Below are 23,873 nucleotides of genomic sequence, written 5' to 3'. Positions count from 1 at the left end.
GGAGAGTTAGTGCGGCATTTGTCGGAAGAAGAGCTTGAGCAGGCTATCGAAGATGCACAGTCGGCGGACGAGACCCGTCTCGTCCGGCGGCTGTGTTTCATCAAGAATCTCTATCAGGGCGATACCCGCAAGCAGGCGGGCCGACGCGTCGGAATCTCCCGATCTACGACGCGTCGATGGGCTCGCGCGTGGAATGATGACGGTGTAGAGGGACTCCGCCCGCGCTTCGGCGGCGGCCGGCCGCCGAAGCTCACTCCCACGCAGTTCGATGAACTCTGTGGTATCCTCGAAGAGGATCAACCCTGGACACCGCAAGCCATTCACGCCCTAATCGAAGACCGCTACGATGTCACCTACCACCCGGCGCATCTCAGCCGGAAACTTCGTGCCGCGGGCATGAACTACGCCAAGCCGCGGCCGATGGATCCGCGTAGTCCGGCTGACGCAGATGAGATTCTCGCCGAGCGCCTGACTGAGGCGCTCGGCGAGGACGACCACGATACCGAGGAGGATGATCCCGTCGTGTTGGGGTTTTTTCGATGAAGCGTGGCCTCAACCGTTCGAGAATTCACAGCGACTCTGGTCGTTTGATCGGACGGTCACGATCGCAAAACCGCTAGTGACGTTTCCATGGCGGTCGATCGGTTTCTACGCGCTGACTGGTCAAAGTGTGATTACGTTCAAAAAGCGGTTAGTCAAAGAGACAATCGTCGAGGCGTTAGAGGAGATCCGCGAGCAGAATCCGCGGGGCCGGATTCTGCTCGTGGCCGATAACTACGGCTCTCACCATGCGAAACTCACACAGCAACGGGCCGACGAACTCGGCATCGAGTTCGTCTTCATTCCGCCGTATTCACCGACATTGAACGCAATCGAACCGCTCTGGAAAGACCTCAAACGAGATATCTCTCCTGAAATCTTCGATGACAAAGACAACTTTCGAGAGTTCCTCACCGAGACATTCCACCGGTTGAGTCAGCAGGTCAGCTTCGCTAGTGATTGGATCGAGACGTTCCTCCCAGATGTCCAGAAGTTACGCTGACCACTCCGCGCGCCGGTCGCTATGAGTACGAGCAGATCCGCCGCCAGATACAGCAAGCCGACGTTGTCCACGTTGACGAGACTGGCATCAAACGCGACGGCGAACAGGCGTGGATCTGGACGTTCACCACCGAGAACCACACGCTGTACGCGGTCAGAGAGAGTCGCGGAAGTGATGTTCCCGCGGAAGTCCTCGGCGAGGACTTCGCGGGAACGATCGTCTGTGATGGGTGGACGGCGTATCCGGCTTTCAGCAGCAACCTCCAGCGGTGTTGGGCGCATATTCTCCGGGAGGCTGAAGACGCCGCCGAGAAGCAGGCGGAAGGCGAACCGATCTACCGTGCCCTCAAACAGCTGTACGTCGCTCTCCAGACTCGGCTGGAGAGCGACTTGACAGTCCGTGAGCGAGCAGAACTCCAGCGTGTGGCGCGGAGAGAGCTTGAATCTCTGATTGAGCGGTCAGTTCCCGACGGACCAGTGGCAACACTGCTCGGCAAGATCGAAGGAGGCCTCGACCACTGGCTCACCTTCATCGGTGAGCCAGCGGTCTCCCCAACGAATAACGCCGCTGAAAATGCGCTCCGTGAGCCGGTGGTTCTCCGGAAGCTCATTGGAACGCTACGGAACGACCGCGGTATGTTCGTGCATGAGACGTTGCTGTCCCTGCTGGCGACCTGGCGCCAGCAGGGACGCAATCCCTACGAAGAGTTCAAGCGAGTCGCCCGAGACAACGAGATGATTTCACGGGCTCAGGCTGTGCCTGCTGTCGCGTCCTCGGGGTAAACACGTACCGAAATGGTATCGCCACCAGTATGAATTCGTGCGAGAAATCAGGTCGTCCGAAACGCCCGGTCGCCGGCGTCGCCCAGTCCGGGGACGATGTAGCCGTCCTCGTCGAGGTGATCGTCGACGGCGACCGACAGGACCTCGACGTCGGGGAACTGCTCGTTCAGCCGGACCAGCCCTTCGGGAGCGCTGACGGCCGCGAGCACGAGCAGCCGTTCGGGGTCGCCCATCCCCTGGACGTGCTCGAGAACGGTCGCCATTGTCGACCCGGTCGCGAGCATCGGATCGGCGACGATGACCGTGTCCTCGGGGTGGATCTCGGGGAGTTTCACGTAGTCGACCTCGATGTCGAACTCGCCGGCGTCGTCCATCCCGCCGGCTTCGTCACGACTGGCGGAGATGACGCCCTGACGCGCCCGGGGAAAGGCCTTGAGCAGCCCCTCGACGAACGGCGTCGCCGCCCGGAGCACGTTGATGATCACGACGTCGTCCATGCCGACGACGCGCTCGCCGGTCGTCTCGGTCAGCGGCGTCTGGACGGTTTCGTAGGCCGTCTCCATGACGCCGTCGATAATCTCGTAGCCACAGATCCGCCCGAGCTTCACGAGTCCTTTCCGGAAGGCGACCTGCTCGGTCTCGACGCTTCGTAACTGTGTGAGCGTGTGTTTCGCGAGCGCGTGCGTGATAACTTTCGCCTCGCCGCGGTCTTCGATGGTCATACCCGAGCGTGTGGCTGGCGGGGAGAAATAACTGACGAGACGCCGCCGAAGCACGGCTCAGCCGTCGTACTCGACACCCAGTTCGTCGAGCAGCGTCCGTGCCGCAGTCGCAGAGGACGGTGGTCCTCGCGCGGTCACGAGGTCCCCATCGACGGTGACGCTGGTGTCCTGCTCGAGTCGGGCGTTCCAGTCGGCCCCGACTGCCTTGACCTCGTCTTCGACCCAGTAGGGGAGTTTGCGGCCGTCGGGCATCCGGTCGTGTTCGTCGACGATGCCCTCCTCCCACTCGTTGGGGAAGCCCGTGACCGATCGCCCTGCCGCGAGGACGTCGCCGTCGCTGTCCCGCGTGAACGCGAGGATCCCGACCGCGTGACAGACGGTCATCGCCTTCCCGTCCTCGCCCTCGACGGCCGTCCGCAGGGCTTCTCGGGCGTGCCTGTCCTGGTTGACGTCCCACTCCGTGCCGTGGCCGCCGGGGAAGACGACCGCGTCGAAGGCAGCCGGATCGACCCCGGCGAGCGGTTCGGGATCGTTCAGGCGCTCGTCGTTCTCGTGGACCTCGCGGACGCGCTCGGCCAGCTCCTCGTCGACCTCGTCCGGGTCGACCGATCGCTCGTCGAGGACGGCCGGACTCCCCGACGGCGTCGCGACCGTGACGTCGACGCCGGCGTCGTCGAGCGTCGTGAGCGGCTCGATACATTCCTCGCCCCAGTAGCCGTGTTCGCTGACGATCAACAGTGCGGATACCATCGTCGAACAGTGGGTCGTGAGACGGATATATCGTCCGAGCGCGGCAACACCGGCCGACTGTCGCTCCGTCACGGACGCGGTCGGAAACGCTTAACCTCGTTAGACCCGAAAGCCTATTCGAGATGGACGTCTTGCGGCGCACGGACGCCGAACACAGCGACCGAACACCCGACTATGTCTGAGATGGAAGAGAGCGTCTCCGGGTTCAAGATCCGGGGCGGCTGGGCGGCGATCGTCGAGCACGGCGAGCGACTCACGCGGGCGCTGAAAGACATCGCCCGACAGGACGACGTCGAGGTCGATAGCGAGGCCCTCGAGGAGTTCGACGAGTGGCGGCCCAAGAGCCACGAGCGGCTCGACGAGGACGTCAGCGAGAAGACAGCCGAACAGGCAAGCGTCGACGAGGGCGAAGGCGAAAGGAAGGGCAAAGGCCCGGACGAGGACCTCCAGACGGCCGGCGAGAAGCTCAGCGAGTCCTACGAGAACCTGGACGATCCCGACGAGGCCGTCGACAAGTGGGGCGAGTCGATCGACTACGTCGCCCGGGCGGCCGATTCCGCCGGCCGGAAGGCGATCCGGAAGGTCGAGGACACGGTCTATCAGAACGTGATGACCCAGCTCGCGCCCTACTACTTCGACAACGAGCTAATCAGCGCCAACGTCAGGCGCGTCAGCGACGACGACCCCGAGTACGTCTTCGAGATCAACGTCAACGACGACGACCTGAAGATCAGGGTGTCGAACCAGCTGGCCGACTACGAGCAGGAACTCGACCGCTGGCACATCGACGCCGAGAAGGAGACCGAGACGCCGGAAGCCGCCGAGGGTATCGAGGTTCCCAACCGGAACCACGACGACGCCGACCCGACGAACACCTGATCGACTGGTCTGGCGACCTGTTGGTCCGGCAGAGCGGACTGGCGCGTAACGTCGAAAGGTTGAATTTTCGCTGGTCCGCCAGCCTCCGGTGGAGCGTCTCTCACACTATGCACCTCATTCCACCATCGATCGGACAGGAGCCCTGCACAGCATGATCGAGTTCCTCCTCTCGAACCCGCTCGTGGGCACGGTCGTGCTCGGGTTGTGGATCGCGCTCGTTCTCTACGGCTTGTCCGCGCTGTGGTGGCTGTTCGAGACCGTTGTCCTCGCTCGGGGCGGCTCCGTCGGGCCCGACGACGTCGAGTGGGACCTCTCGGACGTGCAGGTGCGGGTCATGACGATCGACGCCGAAGCCGTCGTGCAGGGGACGGTCGCGTCGATCCCGGACGAGATCGAGGACGTCCACGTCGTCGCGGAGGCCCCGATCGACGTCGACGGTGCGGCCGTCCACGTCGTCCCGGAATCGTTCGAGTGTGCAGCGACCAACAAGGGCCGTGCGGTCGAGTGGGCCAGGCGCAACGTCCCCTGCTCGAAGGAGTACGTCCTGTACCTGGACGAGGACACGATCGTCACTGACTTCCACGGTCTCCAGGACGCCGATGTCGTCCAGTTCACCGAAAAGCCGCTGTACACCGGCTCGCGGATCGCCTATCTCAGTGAAGTGTTTCGCGTCGGCTACCAGTTCGAGCAGTTCGGGTTTCACCGTCTGCGGTACCCGCTGTACGCGTGGGGCGGGGGCGTGGCAATCCGAAAATCCCTAGAGGACACGATCACGTGGGACCGGGCGACGATCACCGAGGACACGAACTTCATCTGGAAGGCCGCCGACCAACGTGACATTTCCTTTGCAGTGCTCGACACCCGATTCAGAAATCAGGCACCGCCGTCGATCCGGTCGATGATCAAACAGCGCCGCCGGTGGATCTCCGGGACGCGCGCGGACGGGGGGCTATTGCCGCTCCGGTATCGGCCGCTGTATCACACCCGGATCGTCGCCTGGGCGCTGTCACCGCTGGTTCCGTTTCTTGTCGTGGCCGCGGTGGCTTTCCCCGGAACGGCCCCCGGGATGGGTTACTACGAGCTGTTCTCGCTCGCGCTACTGGGGATGCTGTTCGTGTATATGCTCGCGGGTTCGTTCGGGTACCGGAAGTCGCCGCTTTTGTGGCCGCTGTATCTCGCGTTGACGCCGGTGGCGTTCGTCCCCCACTCGCTGGGCGCGCTCTGGGGCTTGCTCAGCCCCGTCGAGACGTTCGAGGTGACCGAAAAAGTCGAACCGGAGACTGTAGAAGCCGTCAACGACGACCTCAGCGAGGGAGATATCGCCGACCACGACGGGACCGGGCGACTCAGGGACCGGAGCGGCTTCGATTCGTCCCTGTTCGGTGACGATTGACGGAATCGAGAGGGCACTGTGCGGCAACGAGACACGGACACGCGAGCCGGTAGGCTATTCCGGGTCGCCGCCGAACACGCTCGTGATGGTCGAGCCGACACTGCTGGCGACGCTTGCGGTCGCGACGCTCGCGAGCCTGTTCATGGCGTGGGCGATCGGTGCCGGGTCCTCGGGGTCGACGCCGTTCGCGCCAGCGGTAGGGGCCAACGCGATCTCGGTGCTACGAGCCGGACTGTTGGTCGGACTGCTCGGACTGGCCGGGGCGACACTACAGGGCGCGAACGTCTCGGAGGCGGTCGGACAGGAACTGATCGGCGGGTACACGCTCTCGCCTGCGGGGGCGACGCTAGCGCTGCTTTTGGCCGCTGGCCTGGTCGCCTTCGGCGTGTTCACGGGCTATCCGATCGCCACGGCGTTCACCGTCACCGGGGCCGTCGTCGGGATCGGACTCGCGGCGGGCGGGGATCCGGCGTGGGCCAAGTACCGTGAAATCGTCACGCTGTGGGTCACGATCCCGTTTGTCGGCGGCGGGATCGCTTACGGCGTCGCGACGACGCTGCGCGACGAGCGTGTTCCCGAGCGACTCGCAGTCCCGGCGCTTGCGGCCGTCGTCGCCGTCCTGCTGGCGAACGTGAACTTCGTCCTGCTCGGCGGGCCGGGCGAACAGTCCTCGATCGCCGTCGAACTCGCCGCCCTCGCCGGCCAGTCGACGCTGGTCGGCCGGGCCGGCGTCTCGGTCGCGTTCGCCGCGGTCATCGCCGCGCTGTTGTATCGGGATCTGCAGGCCGATGCGGCGGCCGCACAGCGTCACTTCCTGCTCGTTCTGGGCGGGCTGGTCGCCTTCTCGGCGGGCGGCAGTCAGGTCGGACTGGCGATCGGGCCGCTCCTGCCGCTGCTCGGGCCTGACACCGGCGTGCAGGTCCCGCTCGAGACGGTCCTCCTGTTCGGCGGGATCGGCCTGCTCGCCGGGTCGTGGACGGGCGCACCGCGGATGATCAAGGCGATCGCGCAGGACTACTCCTCGCTGGGGCCGCGCCGGTCGATCGCGGCGCTGATCCCGAGTTTCGCCATCGCCCAGACGGCCGTCCTGTTCGGCATCCCCGTCTCGTTCAACGAGATCATCGTCAGCGCAATTATCGGCAGCGGCTACGCGGCCGGTGGCGGCGCGGTCAGCGGCGAGAAGATGGCCAAGACGGTGCTCGCGTGGATCGGCTCGCTGGTGCTGGCGCTCGGTCTCGGGTACGGGCTGTTTGCCGTCTGGACGTCAGTCGTCTGATCGCCCGGTGTCGGCGGACGACTCGTCGTCGGACGCTGTCTCACCGCTCTTGTCGTCGTCCGTCTCGTCGCGGTCCCCGTCCGAATCGATCTCGACCTCGTCGATCCGGCTGATTCTGGCTTTCATGATTCGGGTGTTCTCGACCTGTTCGACGCGGATCTCGACGCCGTCGTACGCGATAATTTCGCCTTCTTCGACGAGCCGTCCGACGCGGTTGAAGATGAATCCCGCGAGCGTCTCGAACTCCTCGCCCTCGGGGATATCGATCGACAGCGCCTCGTTGACCTCCTCGATGTTGACCTCGCCTTTGACGATCGCGGTGTCGCTGTCGACGAACTCGATCGGCTCTTCCTCGCTGCCCTCGAGGATCTCGCCGACGATCTCTTCGGTGAGATCTTCCATCGTCACGATCCCTTCGGTCGTCCCGAACTCGTCGATGACGACGACCATGTGCATGCGGTTCTCTCGCATCTCCTTGAGGAGATCGTCGACGTTCTTGCTCTCGGGGACGTGCAGGGTCGGCTCGATCAGATCGGACAGTTCGAGTTGCTCGTTCTCGCCGTAGTTGAGATCGCGCACGAGATCCCGGATATGGACGACGCCGATGACGTTGTCGAGACTCCCCTCGTAGACCGGCAGGCGGGCGTGCCCGCTCTGGATGCAGGTCTCGATCGCCTCGGCGATGTCGGCGTCTTTCGAGACTGCTGTCACGTCCAGTCGCGGCGTCATGACCTCCTTGGCGATCGTGTTGTTGAACCGGAGCGTTCGGTGGAGCATCTCCCGTTCCTCCTCGTCGAGGACGCCCTCGCGCTCCCCGGTCTTGATCATGTTGCGGATCTCGTCGCGGGTGACGTAGGTGCTCTCGATCTCCGAGCGACCGCCCGTGATCTTGTTGACCTGCCGCGTCAGGTAATCGAACACCGCGATCAACGGCAGGAGGACTTTCCCGACGACCTTCAGCGGTGGCGCGACGCGTCGCGCATGCAGCTCGGTGTTCTCGACGGCGTAGGACTTCGGCGCGCTCTCGCCGAACAGCAGGACCATCGACGTGATGCCCAGCGACGAGACGATCACTGCCGTTCCCGCGTCGAGGTAAAAGCCCACGATGGTCGTCGAGATCGAGGACATCGTGATGTTGACCATGTTGTTGCCGACCAGGATCGTCACGAGCAGGCGGTGCGGGTCATCCTTGAGGGACTTGACCGCGTTCGCGCCGCGTCTGCCCTGTTCGACCATCGCGTCGACCTGATGCGGCGGCAGCGAGAACATCGCGATCTCCGACGAGGAGAAGAACCCCGATCCAACGAGGAGAAACAGAATCATGAGGATGCCGATCGCCGTGACCACTGTCTGTGACAACTCAACGCCGACGATCGGTACGGTGTATAGTTCAATGCCGGCCCGTGACGCCGCTGCAAGTGCGGATATCCCCATCAACACTCACTGTTTCCGTGGGGTCGAATTAACTCTTTTGTGAACGTGTCAGGGAGGACCGCAGACTTATGACTCCGGCACACGTATGTTATCGATGGCAGACGACAAGCGCGGACGGGAAGATCAGGCCCGAAACGAAGAGCGCCGTCAGCGAGCGCGTGCGATCGCCGCGGAACTTGAGCGGGGCGACGAGCCGGAGCCGCCGGTCGAACCTGCGGTACTGGCCGACCTCGAATCGGAGCTTGAATCGGTCTCGTTCCCCGCGACGGGGGCAGACGTCGTCGAGACCGTCGGTGATCGGGAGATCGAATCGGTCGACGGGCCGTACACGGTCGAAGAACTCGTCGCCGATACGGACGCGGAACGCTTCGACACGCCCGAGTCGGTCCGAGTCCGGGTACAGCGGCCGACGGTCGCGACGGCGATGAAACGGGTCGTCGAGGCTGCCGGGACGCTGCGAAACGAGGAACTCGGCGACTCACAGCGTACAACCTACGAGAAGACGTTTCGGGAACTGAAGGCGATCGATGCCGACGACGAGGACGAAGGGATCGAGGTCGTCGCCGACTGGACCGTCAATCGGATCCACGAGAAGGAGACACTTCCGGGGTCTCGGGCTGTCCGCCGGCGAGCGGCCGAGTTCTGCCAGGCGAACGGGTACGAGATCCGCAACGACGAGTGGCTCGGGATATAGCGCCAGTCCCCACGGGACCGACTCCGATCACAGCCGTCCCGACCATCGACACTCCGGAATCCCTATGCTCCCTGACGTGCGAGAGCCATCCAGATGAAAGTCTTCGGGTCGAGCGGCGTTCGCGGGGTCGTCAACGAGACGCTGACTCCCGAATACGCGCTCCAGGTCGCGATGGCCGCTGGCACAGTCTGGCGCACCGACTCGGGCGTCTCGCGCGTCGCGGTCGCCCACGACACCCGAACCAGCGGCGGGATGATCGCCGATGCCGCGCGGAGCGGACTCGCCAGCGTCGGCTTCGACGTCGACTACCTGGGAACGATCCCGACCCCGGGAGCGCAGGCTTACGCCGACGAGCAGTCGATTCCGGCGCTGATGGTGACGGCCTCGCACAACCCGCCCCAGCACAACGGGATCAAACTGATCGGACCGGATGGCATCGAACTGGCAGTTGACGACCTCGAACAGGTCGAGCAGCGCCTGCTCGGCGAGCGCTTCGAACGCAGCCAGTGGGACGACATCGGGCAGACCCGGACGATCGACGGCGTTCGACAGGCGTACATCGACCAGTTGCTCGAGGCGGTCGACCGCGAGCGCATCGCCGACGCGGACCTGACAGTCGCGCTCGATCCGGGTCACGGCGCCGGCGCGGTGACCAGCCCGCAGTTCTTCCGCGAGCTGGGCTGTCACGTCCTGACGATCAACGCCCAGCCCGACGGGCACTTCCCCGGCCGCAAACCCGAACCCGTCGCGGACAACCTCGGCGACCTGAAGCGACTGGTCGAGACCAGCGACGCCGACCTGGGGGTCGCACACGACGGCGACGCGGATCGGGCGATCTTCGTCGACGAGACCGGTTCGTTCATCGAGGGCGACGCCGCGCTGGCCGCGCTGGCCCGCGAGGAACTCCGGGCGGGTGACGGCGTCGTCTCGGCGGTCAGCTCCTCCCAGCGGCTGGTCGACGTCGCCGACGAGGTCGGCGCGGAGTTACACCTCACGCAGATCGGGTCCAGTCACATCATCACGAAGGTACAGCAACTCCAGAAGGCGGGCACGAGAGTCCCGATCGCCGGCGAGGGCAACGGCGGGATCATCTTCCCGGGCTACCGGACTATCCGGGACGGGGCCTATACCGCCGCGCGCTTCTGTGAACTGCTCGCGGACCGACGAGCCAGCGAGATCGCCGCCGACTACGACGCGTACTACAACGTCCGGAAGAACGTCTCCTACGCCGACGAGGGCGAGCGCTCGGCGATGATCGACGCGATCGAGACGGTCGCCCACGAGACCGACGCCGAGGTGAGGACGATCGACGGCCACCGACTCGAGTTCGACGACGGGTGGGTACTGGCCCGTCCCAGCGGGACCGAACCGCTCGTGCGCGTCTACGCCGAGGCACGCGACCGCGACCGCGCCGAACAGCTCGCGTCACTGATGTACGACGCGATCACGGACGCCGCGGCGAAGTCATAGCCGCTGCCGTCCTACTCGTCGAGAACGCTCGCGAGTCGCTCGTACCGTTCGCGCAACTGTTCGAGCTCGTCCCGGATCTCGCCGCGCTTGAGCCGCTCGCGTTCGTCGTCGTCGAGTCGCTCTCTGGCGACGGCGCTCTCTCGCAGCCGCTCGTAGTCCTCGCGCCGGGCGAGCGCCCGAACGTCGTGCAGTGCGGCCAGCACCGTGTCCGGCGGGTCGAACCGGTCGACGACGGAGACGAGCTCCCGACACCGGAACTGCAGCGCCGCAGCGGTCGGCGGCGGCCAGCCGATTGTCAGCGGATCGCCGTCGAGTCGCTGCAGGTAGGTCCGGTGCGTCGCGACGTTGCGCTTGAGCGCGCGAGCGTCCTCGACGTAGTGATCGAGTTTCGAGACCGAGTAGTCGGCGTACTCGAGCAGTTGTGGGATGGACTCGGCCCCGGCCCCGGAGGTTCGGACGTACTCGAGGAGGTCCTCGGGCGGCTCGCGGTACTCGATCAGGGGGAACGCGGCCGTCGATTCGACGAACGAAAGCACTTCGCGGGCACTCGCCTCGCCGGTGAACGTCTCGAAGGCGTCCACGACAGCCTCGTCGTAGGTTTCGATCGGCTCGCGGAGCCGTTCGACTGGCGCGTCCAGATCGGCCTCGCCGAACTCGATCAGCCGCTCGCGGTCGTCGATCCGCTCGTCGATCTCTCGCCGCCGCCGTTCGAGGTCGCGTCTCGCCTCGGCGAGGCGTTCTTCGGCCCGAGCACGCTCCTCGAGACGGCCGACCAGATCGGCGACCGGCGACAGCGCCTCGCGGGCGGCTTCGAAGTCCGAGTGCTTGAGATAGCGCTCGTGCATCATGTCGTCGATCGCCTCGAAGTCCTCGCGGTGGGGCAGGTCCTCGGGCAGGTGCTCGAAGAAGTGGGCCAGCTCGTCCTGATACTCGATGAACGCCTCCATGTCGACCTCGCTCTCGCCGTCGCTGACGATCCGCGACTCGTAGCGGTCGAACAGCCCCGTGAGTTCGTCGTAGTACCCCGCGAGCCGTTGCAGTCGGTCCTCGCCGGCTTCCTCGACCCGGTCGCAGGCCTCCCCGTAGGCGTCCGCGCGACGCCGGTAGCGCTCGATCAGTTCGTCGACCGACGCTTCACTCGTAGACGTCATCGGGATCGAACACCTTCTCGCTGACCACGTCGCCGTCGATCGTCCGGTAGAAGCAACTGTGATACCCCGTGTGACAGGCCCCGCCCTCCTGGTCGATCAGGTACAGCAGGGCGTCGCCGTCGCAGTCGACCCGGATCTCTTCGACGTGCTGGGTGTGGCCGCTCGTGGCTCCTTTCTCCCAGAGTTCGTCCCGACTCCGCGAGTAGTAATGGGCGCGGCCGGTCTCGCGGGTCCGTTCCAGCGCTTCGGGCGTGACGTACGCGAGCATGAGGACCTCGCCGCTGTCGGCGTCCTGGGCGACCGCCGGCAGGTACTCGTTGTCCTCGAAGGCCAGTCTCGGCTCTGTCTCGCTCATACCACTGTGGTCGGCACAGGCTCGCATAGGCCTTTTGCGTCTGCGTGCGCAGGCGACACGAGCGAGACTCGTCGCCGGACCCTGCTGATCGATCACGGATGTTTCCAGTACGTGAGAAACGACCCCGTTCATTTGAGTGGTAGATCCGATATACCGGATATGGCGATCAACCGGATCGGACGGGAAAGCGCTCCGATCGACCCGCCAGTCGAGGACCGGGAGATGCGGGTCGTTCTGGAGATCGAGCGGGGCGGCCCCTGTCGGCTGGACCGCATGGAGGGTGAGGTCATCGGGATCGACGTGCGCCTCAGCGAGGAGGTCTGTAACGTCGACGCCGTGGTTCGTGATCCTGCGCAGGAGAATGTCTCGACCCAGTATTTTGAGAACCAGCTCTGCGATCACTGTCCGGGAAAGGTGTTCGGCGAGCACGGCTGTCTCCCGCGCTACCGGGAGATCAACGAGGGGTCGTTCGTCGTCGAGACCTACGTCGCCGACACCCAGGCCGTCGCCGATCTCGTGAGTGACATCCGGTCAGTGTGTGATAACGTCTCGCTCCGGAGCATCGTCTCGACGGACCGGTCGGAGTTCAACGAGGACTGCTCGGTCGACGTCTCCGCGCTCACCCGCAAGCAGCGCGAAGCCGTCTACCACGCACAGGAGATGGGGTATTACGACCCGGACGCCGACGTCTCGCTGGCCGAGCTGGCCGACCGGATCGGCATCTCAACCTCGGCGCTGTCACAGCGCCTCCGCCGGGCGGAAGGTAACGTCCTTCGCCAGCTCTCGGTGGAGTGTGACTGCTGGGACGACGTCGACTGATCGGTCCGCTTCGGGTCCGACGACCGTGGAACCGGGCCGATCGCGGAGCGGGTATATAAAGCCCAAATTGATCCAGAGCTAGACCGATCCAACCAGAAGCCATGTGTACAGATATGGCACGCGAACTCGACCGCCGAACGTTCCTCACACTGTCCGGTGCCGCCGGTGCCGCCGCGATCGCTGGCTGTTCCGGTGGCGACAACGGAGGGGCGACGACCGAACCGACAGATGCGACGACCACGACCGAGCCACAGCAAACGACCGAGCCACAGCAAACGACCGAGCCACAGCAGACGGAGCAACCCGATCCGACAGCGACTGAGAGCGCGCTGATCGAACCCGCGACGCTGAAGGAATGGCAGGACGCGGGCCTGGTGAACACGAACGACACCGCCGAAGAACGCGTCGTCGTTCTGACGCTCGACACGTCGGGTTACGACGGTGGGCACGTACCGGGTGCGCTCAAGTGGTCGACCGAGGACGCAGAGGGGGCTGCAGCGCTCACCGAGAAACGGCTCGAAGGGCTCGCGGAGACTCCGACGCTCGTCCCGAGCGGCTCGGTGATGGACGCCGTCCTCCAGAGCGCCGGTGTCGGACAGAACACGACAGTCGTTCTCACGGGATCGGCACCGTACGTCGTCGCCCGGGCCTACTGGACGATGCGATACTGGGGCTTCCCGCGAGAGCGCGTGAAAGTTCTCAACGGCGGGAAGACGGCATACGGCGAGCAGTACAATCTGGAGTTCGAAGCACCAGACGCGCCGACCTGTGCCTACACCGTCAAGGCGTTCGGGACGCCGAACTACGGGCTCCGGTTCGGTCTGAATCAGATGATTCAGGAGGTCGACGCCAAAAACGCCGGCGAGAGCGACGCCGCGTTCCTCGACCTCCGAGGGGACGCCACGCCGCGACCGACCGGATCGACCGCCGACCCGCCGGCCAGCTACCTGCAGGCGGACAGCTTCAAGGCGGACGCTCCCTGGCAGGACGCAAGCACGATCGAAGAGCACGTCTGGGGGCTGGACGGCGTCGAAGAGGGACAGAAGGTCGTCACTTTCTGTGGCAGCGGCTACCGGGCCGCGATCGCCTTCTTCGCGCTAGACGGCATCCTCGGGTACGACAACGTGGCTGTCTACGACGGTTCCGTCTCCAAGCAGTGGAACCACTACAACGCCGAGAACACGCCCACGCCGAACGACGCTTGGCGGGTGGACATCGACGACCGGACGGAGGGTGAACCGACCGCGACGGGACTCGAAATCCAGTCCGACCTCAATCAGGAACTGACCAAACTCGCGCAGCTCTCGTCGAACCAGGTTAAAAAGGCCGACATCGAGTACATGGGCGGCGACACCGGCGGTGGCGGATTCGGCTGCGGGTCCTGATCCGACATCGTACGAAATCGCGTCACGACGGCACTCGAAAGAAACGTTTTTCGAGAGACTCGCTATCGGCAGCGATCATCGTGACCGTTGTACCGATTTACCGGTGCACGCGTGCGGTGCACCCGGAAGGGAGGTACGACGGTTACTATCAGGCGTCCCGGGTGACGATAACTTCGTCCTCGGGCGCTGCGTCCTGGGGGATCTCGATCTGGATGAACTCCTGGGTGTCCATATCACAGACGACCACCACGTCGGCCGACGTGCAGAGCATGTTGTACGACTCGACGCTGTACTTCTTTCGCGTCTCCATCGAGTCGACGATCTCCTCGAACCCCGCTTTCGTGAGGTCGTCTTCTCCTTCCGCGACCCGAACTAGCGTGTCGAGCGAATCGGACCGTTCAGTAGCCATGTTGTCTCACAGGTAAACTTGTACCGCCCGGTACAAAGCGTTGTTGTCTATTCTTGGATTTATCGAACAAGACTGTGTGCGCGACCCCGACCCGGAGTATATAAAACCTTAATTTATCCCGAGTGTCGGCTTTGCTGGTACGAGTGCTCTCTAGAGGTATGGGAGAGTCATGATCGTGGCAATGCAGATCTCGACAGCGGATTTCGAACGGTGCGACGCGTGCGATGACCGACCGAGTCGTTCTGGCGGCTGCTGGAGTGGTTCCGATGAGTGAACGCGAGGGGACGCTCACTCGTCGAAACCTGCTGAAGACGGCCGGCGCGGCTGCTGGGGCAGCGGCCCTCGGTGGCTGTCTCTCCGGCGATGGGACGGACAGCGCCCCGTCCGGCGAGCTGTCGACGGCGTTCGGCAACTGCTGGATGTGCAGCCACAACTGCGGACAGAAAGCCTACGTTCAGGACGGAACCGTCGTCAACCTCACGGGCGTCGACGGCCATCCGCGCGGGAGTGCCGGGCCGGACACCGAGGGGACGCTCTGTCCGAAAGGACTGGCACAACTGGACAAGACCCACGACCCAAAGCGGATCAAAGAGCCCCACATTCGGGACGAGGACGGGACTCTCCGGAAGGTGGACTGGGAGACGGCCTTCGAGGAGACCGCGAAACGGCTGGTCGCGTTCGCCGAGGAGAACGGTTCGGAGACGTTCCTCGACGCCACTAGCTGGGCCGAGACGAGCATCTTCCGGACGGTCTGGCGGGACCTCTACGGCTCGCCCGAGCGGATCAGCCGCGGGATCCACGTCTGTGCCGGCCCGACGTTCGTCACCGGTGGGATGATGGGCGTCGGCTCGAACAATCGCGTCCCTGACTACCAGAACTCCGAGTACATCATCGCCTGGGGCCGGAACATTCTGAACTCCTTCGCCGGTCAGTTCGAGGCCAAGGGCGTCCTCGAGGCGATCGAGGAGAACGGCGCGACGCTGGTCACGATCGACCCACAGCACACGATCACGGCCCAGAAGTCCGACGAGTGGATGCCGATCGAGCCCCGGACGGACGGGGCGCTGGCGCTCGCGATGGCTAACGTCATCATCGAGGAGGAGCTGTACGACGAGGAATTCGTCGAGAACCACACCTACGGCTTCGAGGCCTATCGGGAGGCGGCCGCCGAGATGCCCCCCGAGGAGGCGGCCGAGATCACTGGTCTGGACGCCGACCAGATCCGGCGGGTCGCACGCGGGTTCGCCGAGGCCGCCCCGCAGGCGGGTATCTCCGTCTGGACGGGGACGGCACAGGCCGGCAACGGCTGGAAGGCGACCCAGAACATCACCGCGCTCAACGGCCTGGTCGGCAATATCGACAGGCCCGGCGGGCTCCGGCTCTGGAAGTACCCCGCGACGGCATCGTTCGGCCAGGTCTGTGAGGAGGACTACACGCCGCGCGCCGAGTACAAGGAGCCGGCGCTCAAGAAATACGACGAGTATTCCGACTACCCCGTCCGGCACATCGAGGGGATCGCGCACAACCTCGTCCCGGAGATGGTCGACAACGACCACATCAACGGGATCGTCTGTCACCACGACGACCCGCTGAAAGACGGCAACGCCGACGCGTGGATCGAGGCGATCGAGGCGATGGATCTGGTCATCTCGATCGACGCCTACTGGAATGGCGTCTCCCGGCGGGCGGACATTGTCCTGCCGGAGGCGACCCAGCTGGAGAAAGACACCCTCGGGACCGGCAACTGGAGTGCCTACCCCAACCACAAGTGGATCACGGGCTCGAAAGCCGCCGTCGATCCGCAGTGGAACACCAAGCCCGACTTCGACATCCTGACCGGGATCGCCGACGCGATGGCCGAGCGGACGGACAACGACGACTGGACGATCTTCCAGCAGTGGGATTCCCACGAGGAGTACATCGACGACCAGCTCTCGACGCTGGATCTGACCCTCGAAGAGCTCGATAGCGGCGAGACGAACTACGAGCTCCTCGAGGAGTACGATTACGAGCAGTACGGCGAGGACTTCACCTTCCGATTCGACCTCGATCAGGTATCGTCGTTCGCGACGGCCGCCGAGGAGGCCGGGATGGACACGGCCCCCGAGTGGATCTCGCCGGGCACGTACGGCGATTCGACCTCCGAGGAGTACCCCCTGGAGTTCACCGACGTTCGCTCGGTGTTTTTCTCCCACGGGAGCAACCAGCCCCACGAGCGACTGCAGGACCAGTTCGCCAAGCGAAACCAGTTGAGCGAGGAGGACTACCGCGGGAACTACCTCTATCTCCACCCGCGGGATGCCGAGGAGCGCGGTATCGAGACGGGCGATCTGGTGACGATCGAATCCAAGAGCGGCAGCGGCGATCTCATGGCGATCGTCACCGAGCGCGCACGGCCCGGGTTCGTCACCTCACAGTACGGGTTCGGCCAGACCTCGGCGATCACGACCGGTGAGGACGCCCGCGAGCGGTCGGCGGACGGAATGAACACGATGACCCTTCACGACACACAGATGGATCCGATCACGGGACAGGTAGACAGACACATCGCGGTCGACGTAACGCCGGCGGGGGGTGACTGACCATGGCTGACAGACAGGACCACTGGGTGTTCTACTTCGATCCCAACCGATGTATCGGCTGTCACGCGTGTTCGATCTCCTGCAAGCAGTTCCACGGCCGGGATTCCGACGCCGACGACTGGCGGACCGTTACCCACCACGAGAAGGGGACCCACCCCGCGTCCGAGGAGTACGACGCCGACACGTCCTCGCCGATCGAGAACGTCCCGATCTCGATGTCGTGTATGCACTGTCACGACGCGCCCTGCGAGGAGGTCTGCCCGACGGAGGCGATCGTCAAGCGCGACAGCGACGGGATCGTGACCATCGATCAGGACAAGTGCATCGGCTGCAAGTACTGTGGCTGGGCGTGCCCGTTCGGCGCGCCGACCTACGGCGACAACGGGCTGATGTCGAAGTGTAACATGTGTCTCGATCAGGGGCCGGGCAGCGGTGCGGGCGCGGAGTCGAAAAACGAGCAGGACAACCCGATCCAGCCCAACTGCGTCTCCGACTGCGTTGGCGGAGCAATCAAGGCCGGGCCGGAGAAAGAGATGGTCAAAGAGGCCTCCCAGGCGGCGGCCGAGCGGTTCAAATCGAACAACGAGCGGGTCATCGTCGAGCCGTTCCAGGGCGAGGAAAACCTCGATATGGTCGAACACGCCGCGACGCCTGACAACGCAGGGGACTAACCATGAGTGTCACAGGTGGCTCGGAATGGCTCTGGCTGCCCCACGTCCACTGGGCACAGTTCATCGCGCTGTATCTCTTCCTCGGAGGCACCGCCGGCGGGGCGTACGTGACCTCCTCGTGGGCGAGCCTGATGAAGAGCCTGATGGACACGGACAGCTGGCTCGGCAAGATCCTGCTCGCCAGGACCGACGACGACGAGCACCGCTACGCCTGCGCCGAGACCGCTCGCTGGGGATCGGTGCTCAGCGTCCTCTCGATCGCCGTCGGCGGCGTCGCCCTGCTGTCGCACCTGGGTGCGCCGCTGCGCGCGCTCACGTTCCCGGTGCTTTTCACCAACTTCGGCTCGTGGCTGGTCATCGGGACGTGGGTGATCGTGCTGTTCACGGTCGTCGCGGCGTTGGAGACGCTGTGGCTGCACTTCGGGGCGAACCTGCAGTCCCAGTCCGGCCTGAGCATGTTCCCTCGGCGGATCCTCGGCTGGATCGACGGCGTCGCACCGTGGTCGGCGGACCGCGGGATCGTGTGGCTGCTGGATACGATCGCCGACACGACGCGCCCGCCCAGCCGCGTCCACGGCGCGTTCCGGCTCGTCGGCGGGGCGCTCGCGCTGCTGCTCATCGCGTACACGGCGATGTTGCTGAGCGACGTCGCGGTCGTCCCGCTGTGGGAGCGGACGTACCTGCCCTTCATCTTCCTGTTGAGCGGCGTTTCGACGGGAATCTCGGCGGCCCTTCTTGGGACGGTCGCCAGCGGCGGCGCGCTGACCCGGACCAACCACCGGTTCTGCCTGACCGACGACGCGATCATCGTCGTGGAACTGGTGGCGATCGGGCTGCTGGTGTCGTATCTGGCCAGTTCCCCGGACGTCGCCGCGAACGTGACCGAGACCGCGCTGTTCGGCACCTACGGGCTGGAGTTCGTCGGCGGCGTGTTGATCCTGGGGACAGGGCTTCCGGTCGTCCTCTCGATCACGGTGACGATGCTGCATCAGTTCACCGACGTCGGCGAGACGCTGTGGGGCGAGCGACTGCTGACCGGCGGCTACGCGCTGAAGTACACGCTCGTGCTCGTCGGCGGGTTCCTGCTCCGGTACGTGATCCTGATGGCCGCCGTCAAGACGCCGCTGGCCGTTCCGGGACTGTGACGATGTCGGCACGAAACGACGCGTGGGCGGACGCGCTCGTCGGACTGTCGAACTGTCTGCGCCATCCGGATCGAGCGGTTCAGGAGACCCTCGAAAACGAGCCCGATGCCCTCGCCGAGCTGCTGGAACGGGTCGGGATCGCCCCCGACGATCCACCTCCTGTTTCCGGGCGCAACCTCACTGAGGACTACGAGGCGTTGTTCGGGGCGCTGGCGACGCCGTTCGCGCCGCCGGCCGCCTCTCCCTACAAGGAGTGGTACGGCGACCGCAGCGGGCTGATGGGTGGCCCGCCGGCCGCCGCGATGCAGCGCCGGTACGACGCGCTCGAGGCGACGGTTCCGGAGGCGTACCCGCCCGATCACGTCGCGCTCCAGCTCCAGTACGCGAGTCTGCTGGCCGAAGCCGGCGAGTGGGACGAACTCGCCGCGTTCGTCGAGACGGAACTCGACTGGATCGACGCCTTCGCCGCGCTGACCGACCGGGCGGCCGCGCAGGCCCCGATCCATCGGTGGTGTGTCGAGCAACTGGTCGCCGCGATCGAGCGATTGCGATCGGAACTCGACGCCGCGGGACCGGACGAAGCGCAGGTCGAACGGATGGTCGACCGGGCGAGCACGCACGCGGAGGGATAACCGTGTCACAGCACGAGACGCGGGCGACGGCCGACCCGGACGAGGCCGGCATCAGAATGACGCTCTCGTTTCCCGAGCCTGACGCGGCCCGCGAACTGCTCCTGTTTCTCGGGCGATCGATGGACGACGAGTCGTTCTCGATCGACGCCGTCGGCTCGACCGATGCAGGCCCGCACGTCATCGCCGTCGACGACATCACCGACGCACAGCGCTCGACCGCCAGCTACGCGGTCGCGTGCGGGTACTACGACAACCCGCGAAGCGCCCGCCTCGCCGACATCGCCGCGGCGTTCGACCGCTCGGAGTCGGCGATCTCGCAGCGGCTCAACGCCGTCGAGCGACATCTCGTCCGCTCGTTCGTCGACGCGAATGACGGGGAGAGCGGCGCTGTCGACCGTTGATGACTGGCACGGGACCTCACCGACGCACCGGTTCCCCGTACCGCCGTTCGTACTCGTCGGCCAGCCGATCCGGCGAGAGATCGGGGTGTGCCAGATCCCGCGAGGAAACCGCCAATCCGCCGGCGAGCGTCCCCAGGCGCAGGTTCGTCTCGACGGACAGCCCCTGTCGATGCCCGTAGAGATACCCCGCGAAGAAGGCGTCGCCCGCCCCGTTGGTGTCGACTGTGTCGAACTCGGCGGCCGGGACCTCGATCCACTCGCCGTCGGCGGTCAGCGCGACCGCGCCGTCGCTCCCGCGAGTGCAGACGACCAGCTGTCTGCCAGCGTCGATCCGCTCGCGCATGAACTCGCGGTAGTCGGCCATCCCCTCCTCGCTCATGAACAGGTAGTCGGCGGCCTCGAGGAAGTCGTCGTAATAGGGATCCTCGCCGTCGTAGGCGTGAACGTCGGCCCAGACGGCCGTCCCGGCCTCGACCGCGGCCGGGAGCAGGTACCGCGAGTAGTTGACGGGACTGACGACGAGCGCGTCGGCCTCGGCGGTCCACTGCTCGAGCCGCTCGTAGTCGATGTCGGGCTCCTGCGTGGGTGAGACGACGAAAATCGAGATCCGCTCGCCGGCGTCGTTCATCAGGTTGACGTGCCGTTCGGTTCCGTTCGGGTCGTAATCGAACCGGAACGCGACGGGTTCGGACTCGAAGCGCTCGCGGATCGACTCACCGTAGCGGTCGTCGCCGATCATCGCGTGGAAGCGCGTGTCGACGCCGAGCCGTCCGAGGTTCAGCGCCTTGCCCGACCCGCTCGAGCCCAGCGTCTCCTGAAAGTCCCGCGCCAAGTGTGTCTCGGTCTCCCGCGGGAACGTATCGAGATAGACGATCGAGTCCCAGGAACAGCCGCCGGCGACGAAGACGTCCATACGTTCCGAAAGCCGACCGGGCAGTTTGTCGCTGTCGATCTAGCCGAGTCCGGCCTGCAGGAGCAGCCAGACCAGCACGTCACCGGCGAGCAGACTCGCGACGAGTCCGCCGAACATCGGGACGATAAAGGGGAGTCCCGGCGAGTACCACACCCGCTCGCTCGTCGCGAGGAGCGTCAACCCGGCCCGGAGTTCCTCGGCGTCGGTCCCGTAGATCGGGCCGCCGATGTCCTCGAAGAACGCGTCCGCGCCCCAGGGGTCGTCCTCGCGTCCGTCCTGTTCACGACCGCCGTCGGTGCGCACCAGCGAGCGGTCCCCCTCGGGGACCGTTCCGTCACCGGGATCGTTCGGCTCGGACGGCAGGCTCGCGGGGTCGCGGTAGCGCTCGGGGTCTCCCCGCAGTTGCGCGAGCGTCAGCCCGCGCCAGGAGAAGTACATCCGCAGCACGTCCAGATCCATCCCGCGCCGGGTGAATCCCTCGGGCCGCTCCAGCAACCGGCCGTACCGCCGGGGCAGCGTCTCGACGGCGACGGGGCGGCCGACGACCATCATCCGACTCACCGCTCCCTGCAGCAGGTTCCGGCCCGCGAGCGCGATCGGGTAGACGGCCCCGACCAGCACCGTGTTCGAGAGGATCGTCAGCGCGAACACGCCGAGCGTCGCCTCGAACCGCGGCAGCGTGAGCGATGGGAAGTAAAACACCGGATAGGTCGGAAACAGGACCGCAAGTGCCATCAGCGCCTTCGCGTCCGCGCCGCCGAAGCCGCCGAACCACCAGAACGCGTAGGCAAATGGTACGAGAAAGCCGACGCTGATCGCCGACCGGAGCGCGAGCGACCGTGCGGTTTCGCCGGCCGACCAGGCCTCGACGCCCACCTTGAGACCGTCGATAGTCAGCATCCACGCGGTGTCGATCCAGACGGCAAGTCCGTCCCACAGAAGCAGTGCGACCCCGAGTCCGATCAGCGGGAGCCACGTCTCGTTGGGGACGCGACGGGTCTCGAGGTCGCGGACCGCCGCCCAGCCGAGTACCGGGACGGCGATCAGGCGCAACAGGTCGGTGATCGCTGCGGCGTACACGCTGGTCGAACGCTCAGCGGGCAGGGTGTTATCAGTTGCGGAACGGCCGCCGAGCAGGTCGTGACGACGCCTAGTCCTCTAGCATCGCCGCGGCCTCGTCGATGTCCAGATCGCCCCGATCGAAGGCCGCGAGCACGTCCAGGACGGTCTGGTCCGGGCCGTCGTCCTCGGCGATGTCGTCCAGCGTGACCTTCTCCGAGTGGCCGACGAACTCCTCGAAGTCCGTTCCCTCTGCCAGCGCGGTCTCCTTTTTGACGCGGTAGTTGCCGCCGTCGGTCGTGTAGAGGTCGCCGGGGTGGAAGAAGTACCAGTCCTCGCGGTCGAACCGGACGCCGACCCGCGGTTTCGCGCCGAAGTTCCGCGAGAAGTAGACCAGCGCCTCGATCTCCTCGCCCGAGAGATAGATGGGGTCGCCGCCGCTGGATTTGGCCTCGATGGCGTAGAAGGTCGTGCCGTCGCCGGCCAGCACGTCCGGGAGTTCCCGCTCGGTCGCGCTCCCGCTGGCCGGCGCGCGCATCACCGCGAACCCGGCCGCATCGAGGGCGTTGACGAGCTCGCGCTCGCGGCGGTCGCCCTTCTCGTTGGACACTACCATCGGAAGCCATCTCGGAGCGCGTCGGTGTTACTGCTTTCGGACGGTCGCTTCGTCGCACGCGTCTCGGACGGTCGCAGGACACTGCACGTGTGCGATGTCGACGCCGTCGCGTCCTCCATGACCCCGATCGCTTCGGTGGCGTCGTTCTGGCCCTCCTCGGCGACGGCCGCCGTGATCGAACGCCCGGAAACGGCCCTGTATCTATCGTCTATGAGTGCTTCAAAATAAAACCCAGTCCCAATAGCCGGGGATTCAAAGCGATCGCAAGCGCGACTGCTCGGACGAAAAGGTCGGTACGGGCAGACCCAGACGTGTCAGATTCAGCACCAACGTCTTTTCGACGGGGGCGATCCAAACGACCGACGATGGCCACCCCCGCCCTCAAGCTCGTCGTGATCCTCGCGCCGATCGGCGGGCTCTGGATCGGCGCGCGATTGCTGGTCGAGGGCGCGTCGGCGCTGGCGGCGCGGCTGGGCGTCAGCCGTCTCGTCGTCGGGCTGACCGTCGTCGCGTTCGGGACCTCGATGCCGGAGTTCGCCGTCACGGCCGAGGCGGCGCTGGCCGGTCAGGGTGATATCGCCGTCGGTAACGTCGTCGGCTCGAACGTGTTCAACCTCGGGTTCGTCCTCGGCACGACGGCGCTGCTCGGGACGCTCGACCGCACGCGTCGGCTCGTCCACCGGGACGGGGCCGCGCTCGTACTCGCTTCCGCCGTCCTGCTCGTCCTGTTGCGGGACGGTCGGCTCACCCGCCCCGAGGGCGGCCTGTTCCTGCTGGGGCTGGTGGTCTACCTGTCGATACTGATCCGCAGCGGCACGATCGCGACCGTCGCCGAAACGGTCGAGCCGACGCGACCACTGGCCGACGCGGGGCGGTTGCTCGCCGGGCTCGTACTCGTGGTTGGGAGCGCGCGACTGCTGGTCGAGAGCGCCTCGACGCTGGCGGCCGCGGCGGGCGTCTCCGAGTGGGCGATCGGCGTCACCGTCGTCGCCGCCGGGACCTCGACGCCGGAACTGGTGACCGCGGTGGTCGCCGCGAGGCGCGGCCACTCTGGACTGTCGGTCGGCAGCCTCCTCGGGAGCGACCTGTTCAACGTCCTCGGCGTGCTCGGCGTCGCCGGGCTGCTGGGGCCGCTCTCGGTCTCGCCGGAGGCCCCTCGGAGCGTCGTCTGGTTGCTCGGGACGGTCCTGCTCGTCGTCACGCTGCTGTGGACCGGCCGACAGCTGACTCGCCTGGAGGGGGCCGTGCTGGTCGTGCTCGCGGGGATCCGCTGGGCGGTCAACCTCGTCTAGC

Annotated in this window: 24 protein-coding genes and 1 pseudogene; 16 read left to right on the top strand and 9 right to left on the bottom strand. The window is 65.6% G+C overall.

What is annotated here, in order from left to right; all coding sequences use genetic code 11:
- Positions 1–18: 18 nt before the first annotated feature.
- From HSR122_RS14940 to tnpC, 3 genes and pseudogenes are all read left to right on the top strand, one after another.
- Complete coding sequence (locus tag HSR122_RS14940) at positions 19–543, top strand: IS630 family transposase (RefSeq protein WP_267491203.1); 525 nt, start codon at positions 19–21, stop codon at positions 541–543.
- Positions 512–1,042 carry an IS630 family transposase gene (locus HSR122_RS14935; RefSeq protein ID WP_267491204.1) on the top strand — a complete coding sequence of 177 codons (531 nt, stop codon included), beginning with the start codon at positions 512–514 and terminating at the stop codon, positions 1,040–1,042. The genes HSR122_RS14940 and HSR122_RS14935 overlap by 32 nt, the downstream gene beginning before the upstream one ends.
- An 8-nt stretch (positions 1,043–1,050) precedes the next feature.
- Positions 1,051–1,824: pseudogene (gene tnpC / locus HSR122_RS14485) on the top strand (IS66 family transposase); the annotation flags it as partial.
- A gap of 47 nt (positions 1,825–1,871) precedes the next feature.
- Here the strand turns inward: tnpC and upp are convergent.
- Both upp and HSR122_RS14475 read right to left on the bottom strand, forming a co-directional pair.
- Positions 1,872–2,546 (bottom strand): uracil phosphoribosyltransferase, encoded by a 675-nt coding sequence (gene upp / locus HSR122_RS14480; protein ID WP_229110518.1) that lies wholly within the window; start codon positions 2,544–2,546, stop codon positions 1,872–1,874.
- Positions 2,547–2,603: 57 nt separating this feature from the next.
- Entirely contained in the window at positions 2,604–3,296 is a 693-nt protein-coding gene (locus tag HSR122_RS14475) for a type 1 glutamine amidotransferase domain-containing protein (RefSeq protein WP_229110517.1), read from the bottom strand.
- 174 nt (positions 3,297–3,470) lie between these two features.
- On the opposite strand from HSR122_RS14475, the gene HSR122_RS14470 reads away from it, so the two are divergent.
- From HSR122_RS14470 to HSR122_RS14460, 3 genes are all read left to right on the top strand, one after another.
- Positions 3,471–4,175 (top strand): DUF5828 family protein, encoded by a 705-nt coding sequence (locus HSR122_RS14470; protein ID WP_229110516.1) that lies wholly within the window; start codon positions 3,471–3,473, stop codon positions 4,173–4,175.
- Positions 4,176–4,326: 151 nt separating this feature from the next.
- Complete coding sequence (locus HSR122_RS14465; protein WP_229110515.1) at positions 4,327–5,568, top strand: glycosyltransferase; 1,242 nt, start codon at positions 4,327–4,329, stop codon at positions 5,566–5,568.
- Between the two features lie 85 nt (positions 5,569–5,653).
- On the top strand, positions 5,654–6,844 hold the full coding sequence (locus HSR122_RS14460; protein ID WP_229110513.1) for an inorganic phosphate transporter: 1,191 nt from the start codon (positions 5,654–5,656) through the stop codon (positions 6,842–6,844).
- On the opposite strand, the gene HSR122_RS14455 is transcribed toward HSR122_RS14460, so the two are convergent.
- The gene (locus tag HSR122_RS14455; RefSeq protein WP_394355530.1) at positions 6,833–8,278 is read right to left on the bottom strand and encodes a hemolysin family protein; all 1,446 of its coding nucleotides are present in this window, start codon (positions 8,276–8,278) and stop codon (positions 6,833–6,835) included. The two genes, HSR122_RS14460 and HSR122_RS14455, sit on opposite strands and share 12 nt — an antisense overlap.
- A 94-nt stretch (positions 8,279–8,372) precedes the next feature.
- Here HSR122_RS14455 and HSR122_RS14450 point away from each other — a divergent pair, with 94 nt between their 5' ends.
- Positions 8,373–8,972: a DUF5789 family protein gene (locus HSR122_RS14450; RefSeq protein WP_229110511.1), complete on the top strand. Its 600-nt coding sequence runs from the start codon at positions 8,373–8,375 to the stop codon at positions 8,970–8,972.
- A 93-nt stretch (positions 8,973–9,065) separates the two neighbouring features.
- Positions 9,066–10,442, top strand: a complete 1,377-nt coding sequence (gene glmM, locus HSR122_RS14445) for a phosphoglucosamine mutase (protein WP_229110510.1) — start codon at positions 9,066–9,068, stop codon at positions 10,440–10,442.
- A gap of 11 nt (positions 10,443–10,453) precedes the next feature.
- Here glmM and HSR122_RS14440 read toward each other — a convergent pair whose 3' ends face one another.
- Positions 10,454–11,593 carry a DUF7118 family protein gene (locus HSR122_RS14440; protein ID WP_229110509.1) on the bottom strand — a complete coding sequence of 380 codons (1,140 nt, stop codon included), beginning with the start codon at positions 11,591–11,593 and terminating at the stop codon, positions 10,454–10,456.
- The gene (gene hisI / locus HSR122_RS14435; protein WP_229110508.1) at positions 11,577–11,948 is read right to left on the bottom strand and encodes a phosphoribosyl-AMP cyclohydrolase; all 372 of its coding nucleotides are present in this window, start codon (positions 11,946–11,948) and stop codon (positions 11,577–11,579) included. Before hisI ends, HSR122_RS14440 begins: the two co-directional genes overlap by 17 nt.
- 159 nt (positions 11,949–12,107) lie before the next feature.
- Between hisI and HSR122_RS14430 the strand changes: the two genes are divergently transcribed.
- A complete protein-coding gene (locus HSR122_RS14430) occupies positions 12,108–12,767 on the top strand; it encodes a helix-turn-helix domain-containing protein (RefSeq protein WP_229110507.1) in 660 nt (219 codons plus the stop codon).
- 113 nt (positions 12,768–12,880) lie between these two features.
- The gene (locus HSR122_RS14425; protein ID WP_229110505.1) at positions 12,881–14,152 is read left to right on the top strand and encodes a hypothetical protein; all 1,272 of its coding nucleotides are present in this window, start codon (positions 12,881–12,883) and stop codon (positions 14,150–14,152) included.
- Between the two features lie 148 nt (positions 14,153–14,300).
- On the opposite strand, the gene HSR122_RS14420 is transcribed toward HSR122_RS14425, so the two are convergent.
- Positions 14,301–14,561 carry a hypothetical protein gene (locus tag HSR122_RS14420; RefSeq protein ID WP_229110504.1) on the bottom strand — a complete coding sequence of 87 codons (261 nt, stop codon included), beginning with the start codon at positions 14,559–14,561 and terminating at the stop codon, positions 14,301–14,303.
- A 266-nt stretch (positions 14,562–14,827) separates the two neighbouring features.
- On the opposite strand from HSR122_RS14420, the gene HSR122_RS14415 reads away from it, so the two are divergent.
- The 5 genes from HSR122_RS14415 to HSR122_RS14395 are packed head-to-tail and all read left to right on the top strand — an operon-like array spanning position 14,828 to position 19,992.
- Positions 14,828–17,143: a molybdopterin-containing oxidoreductase family protein gene (locus tag HSR122_RS14415; RefSeq protein ID WP_229110502.1), complete on the top strand. Its 2,316-nt coding sequence runs from the start codon at positions 14,828–14,830 to the stop codon at positions 17,141–17,143.
- Between the two features lie 2 nt (positions 17,144–17,145).
- On the top strand, positions 17,146–17,814 hold the full coding sequence (locus HSR122_RS14410) for a 4Fe-4S dicluster domain-containing protein (RefSeq protein WP_229110501.1): 669 nt from the start codon (positions 17,146–17,148) through the stop codon (positions 17,812–17,814).
- Between the two features lie 2 nt (positions 17,815–17,816).
- Positions 17,817–18,959, top strand: coding sequence for an NrfD/PsrC family molybdoenzyme membrane anchor subunit (gene nrfD, locus HSR122_RS14405; protein ID WP_229110500.1), 1,143 nt, complete (start codon positions 17,817–17,819; stop codon positions 18,957–18,959).
- Between the two features lie 2 nt (positions 18,960–18,961).
- On the top strand, positions 18,962–19,591 hold the full coding sequence (locus HSR122_RS14400; protein ID WP_229110498.1) for a TorD/DmsD family molecular chaperone: 630 nt from the start codon (positions 18,962–18,964) through the stop codon (positions 19,589–19,591).
- A 2-nt stretch (positions 19,592–19,593) separates the two neighbouring features.
- Complete coding sequence (locus HSR122_RS14395; RefSeq protein ID WP_229110496.1) at positions 19,594–19,992, top strand: helix-turn-helix domain-containing protein; 399 nt, start codon at positions 19,594–19,596, stop codon at positions 19,990–19,992.
- A gap of 16 nt (positions 19,993–20,008) precedes the next feature.
- Here HSR122_RS14395 and HSR122_RS14390 read toward each other — a convergent pair whose 3' ends face one another.
- The 3 genes from HSR122_RS14390 to hjc all read right to left on the bottom strand — a co-directional run bounded on the left by HSR122_RS14390 (position 20,009) and on the right by hjc (position 22,580).
- Positions 20,009–20,905, bottom strand: coding sequence for a carbohydrate kinase family protein (locus HSR122_RS14390; protein ID WP_229110495.1), 897 nt, complete (start codon positions 20,903–20,905; stop codon positions 20,009–20,011).
- Positions 20,906–20,944: 39 nt separating this feature from the next.
- Positions 20,945–21,985, bottom strand: coding sequence for an A24 family peptidase (locus HSR122_RS14385; RefSeq protein ID WP_229110494.1), 1,041 nt, complete (start codon positions 21,983–21,985; stop codon positions 20,945–20,947).
- A gap of 70 nt (positions 21,986–22,055) precedes the next feature.
- A complete protein-coding gene (gene hjc / locus HSR122_RS14380; protein WP_229110491.1) occupies positions 22,056–22,580 on the bottom strand; it encodes a Holliday junction resolvase Hjc in 525 nt (174 codons plus the stop codon).
- 365 nt (positions 22,581–22,945) lie between these two features.
- Between hjc and HSR122_RS14375 the strand changes: the two genes are divergently transcribed.
- Entirely contained in the window at positions 22,946–23,872 is a 927-nt protein-coding gene (locus HSR122_RS14375; RefSeq protein WP_229110490.1) for a calcium/sodium antiporter, read from the top strand.
- Position 23,873: the final 1 nt, after the last annotated feature.

This window comes from Halapricum desulfuricans (assembly GCF_017094525.1).
Lineage (GTDB): Archaea > Halobacteriota > Halobacteria > Halobacteriales > Haloarculaceae > Halapricum > Halapricum desulfuricans.
The sequence above is the reverse complement of the archived record's forward strand: the minus strand, read 5'-3'. Positions and strand labels throughout refer to the sequence as shown.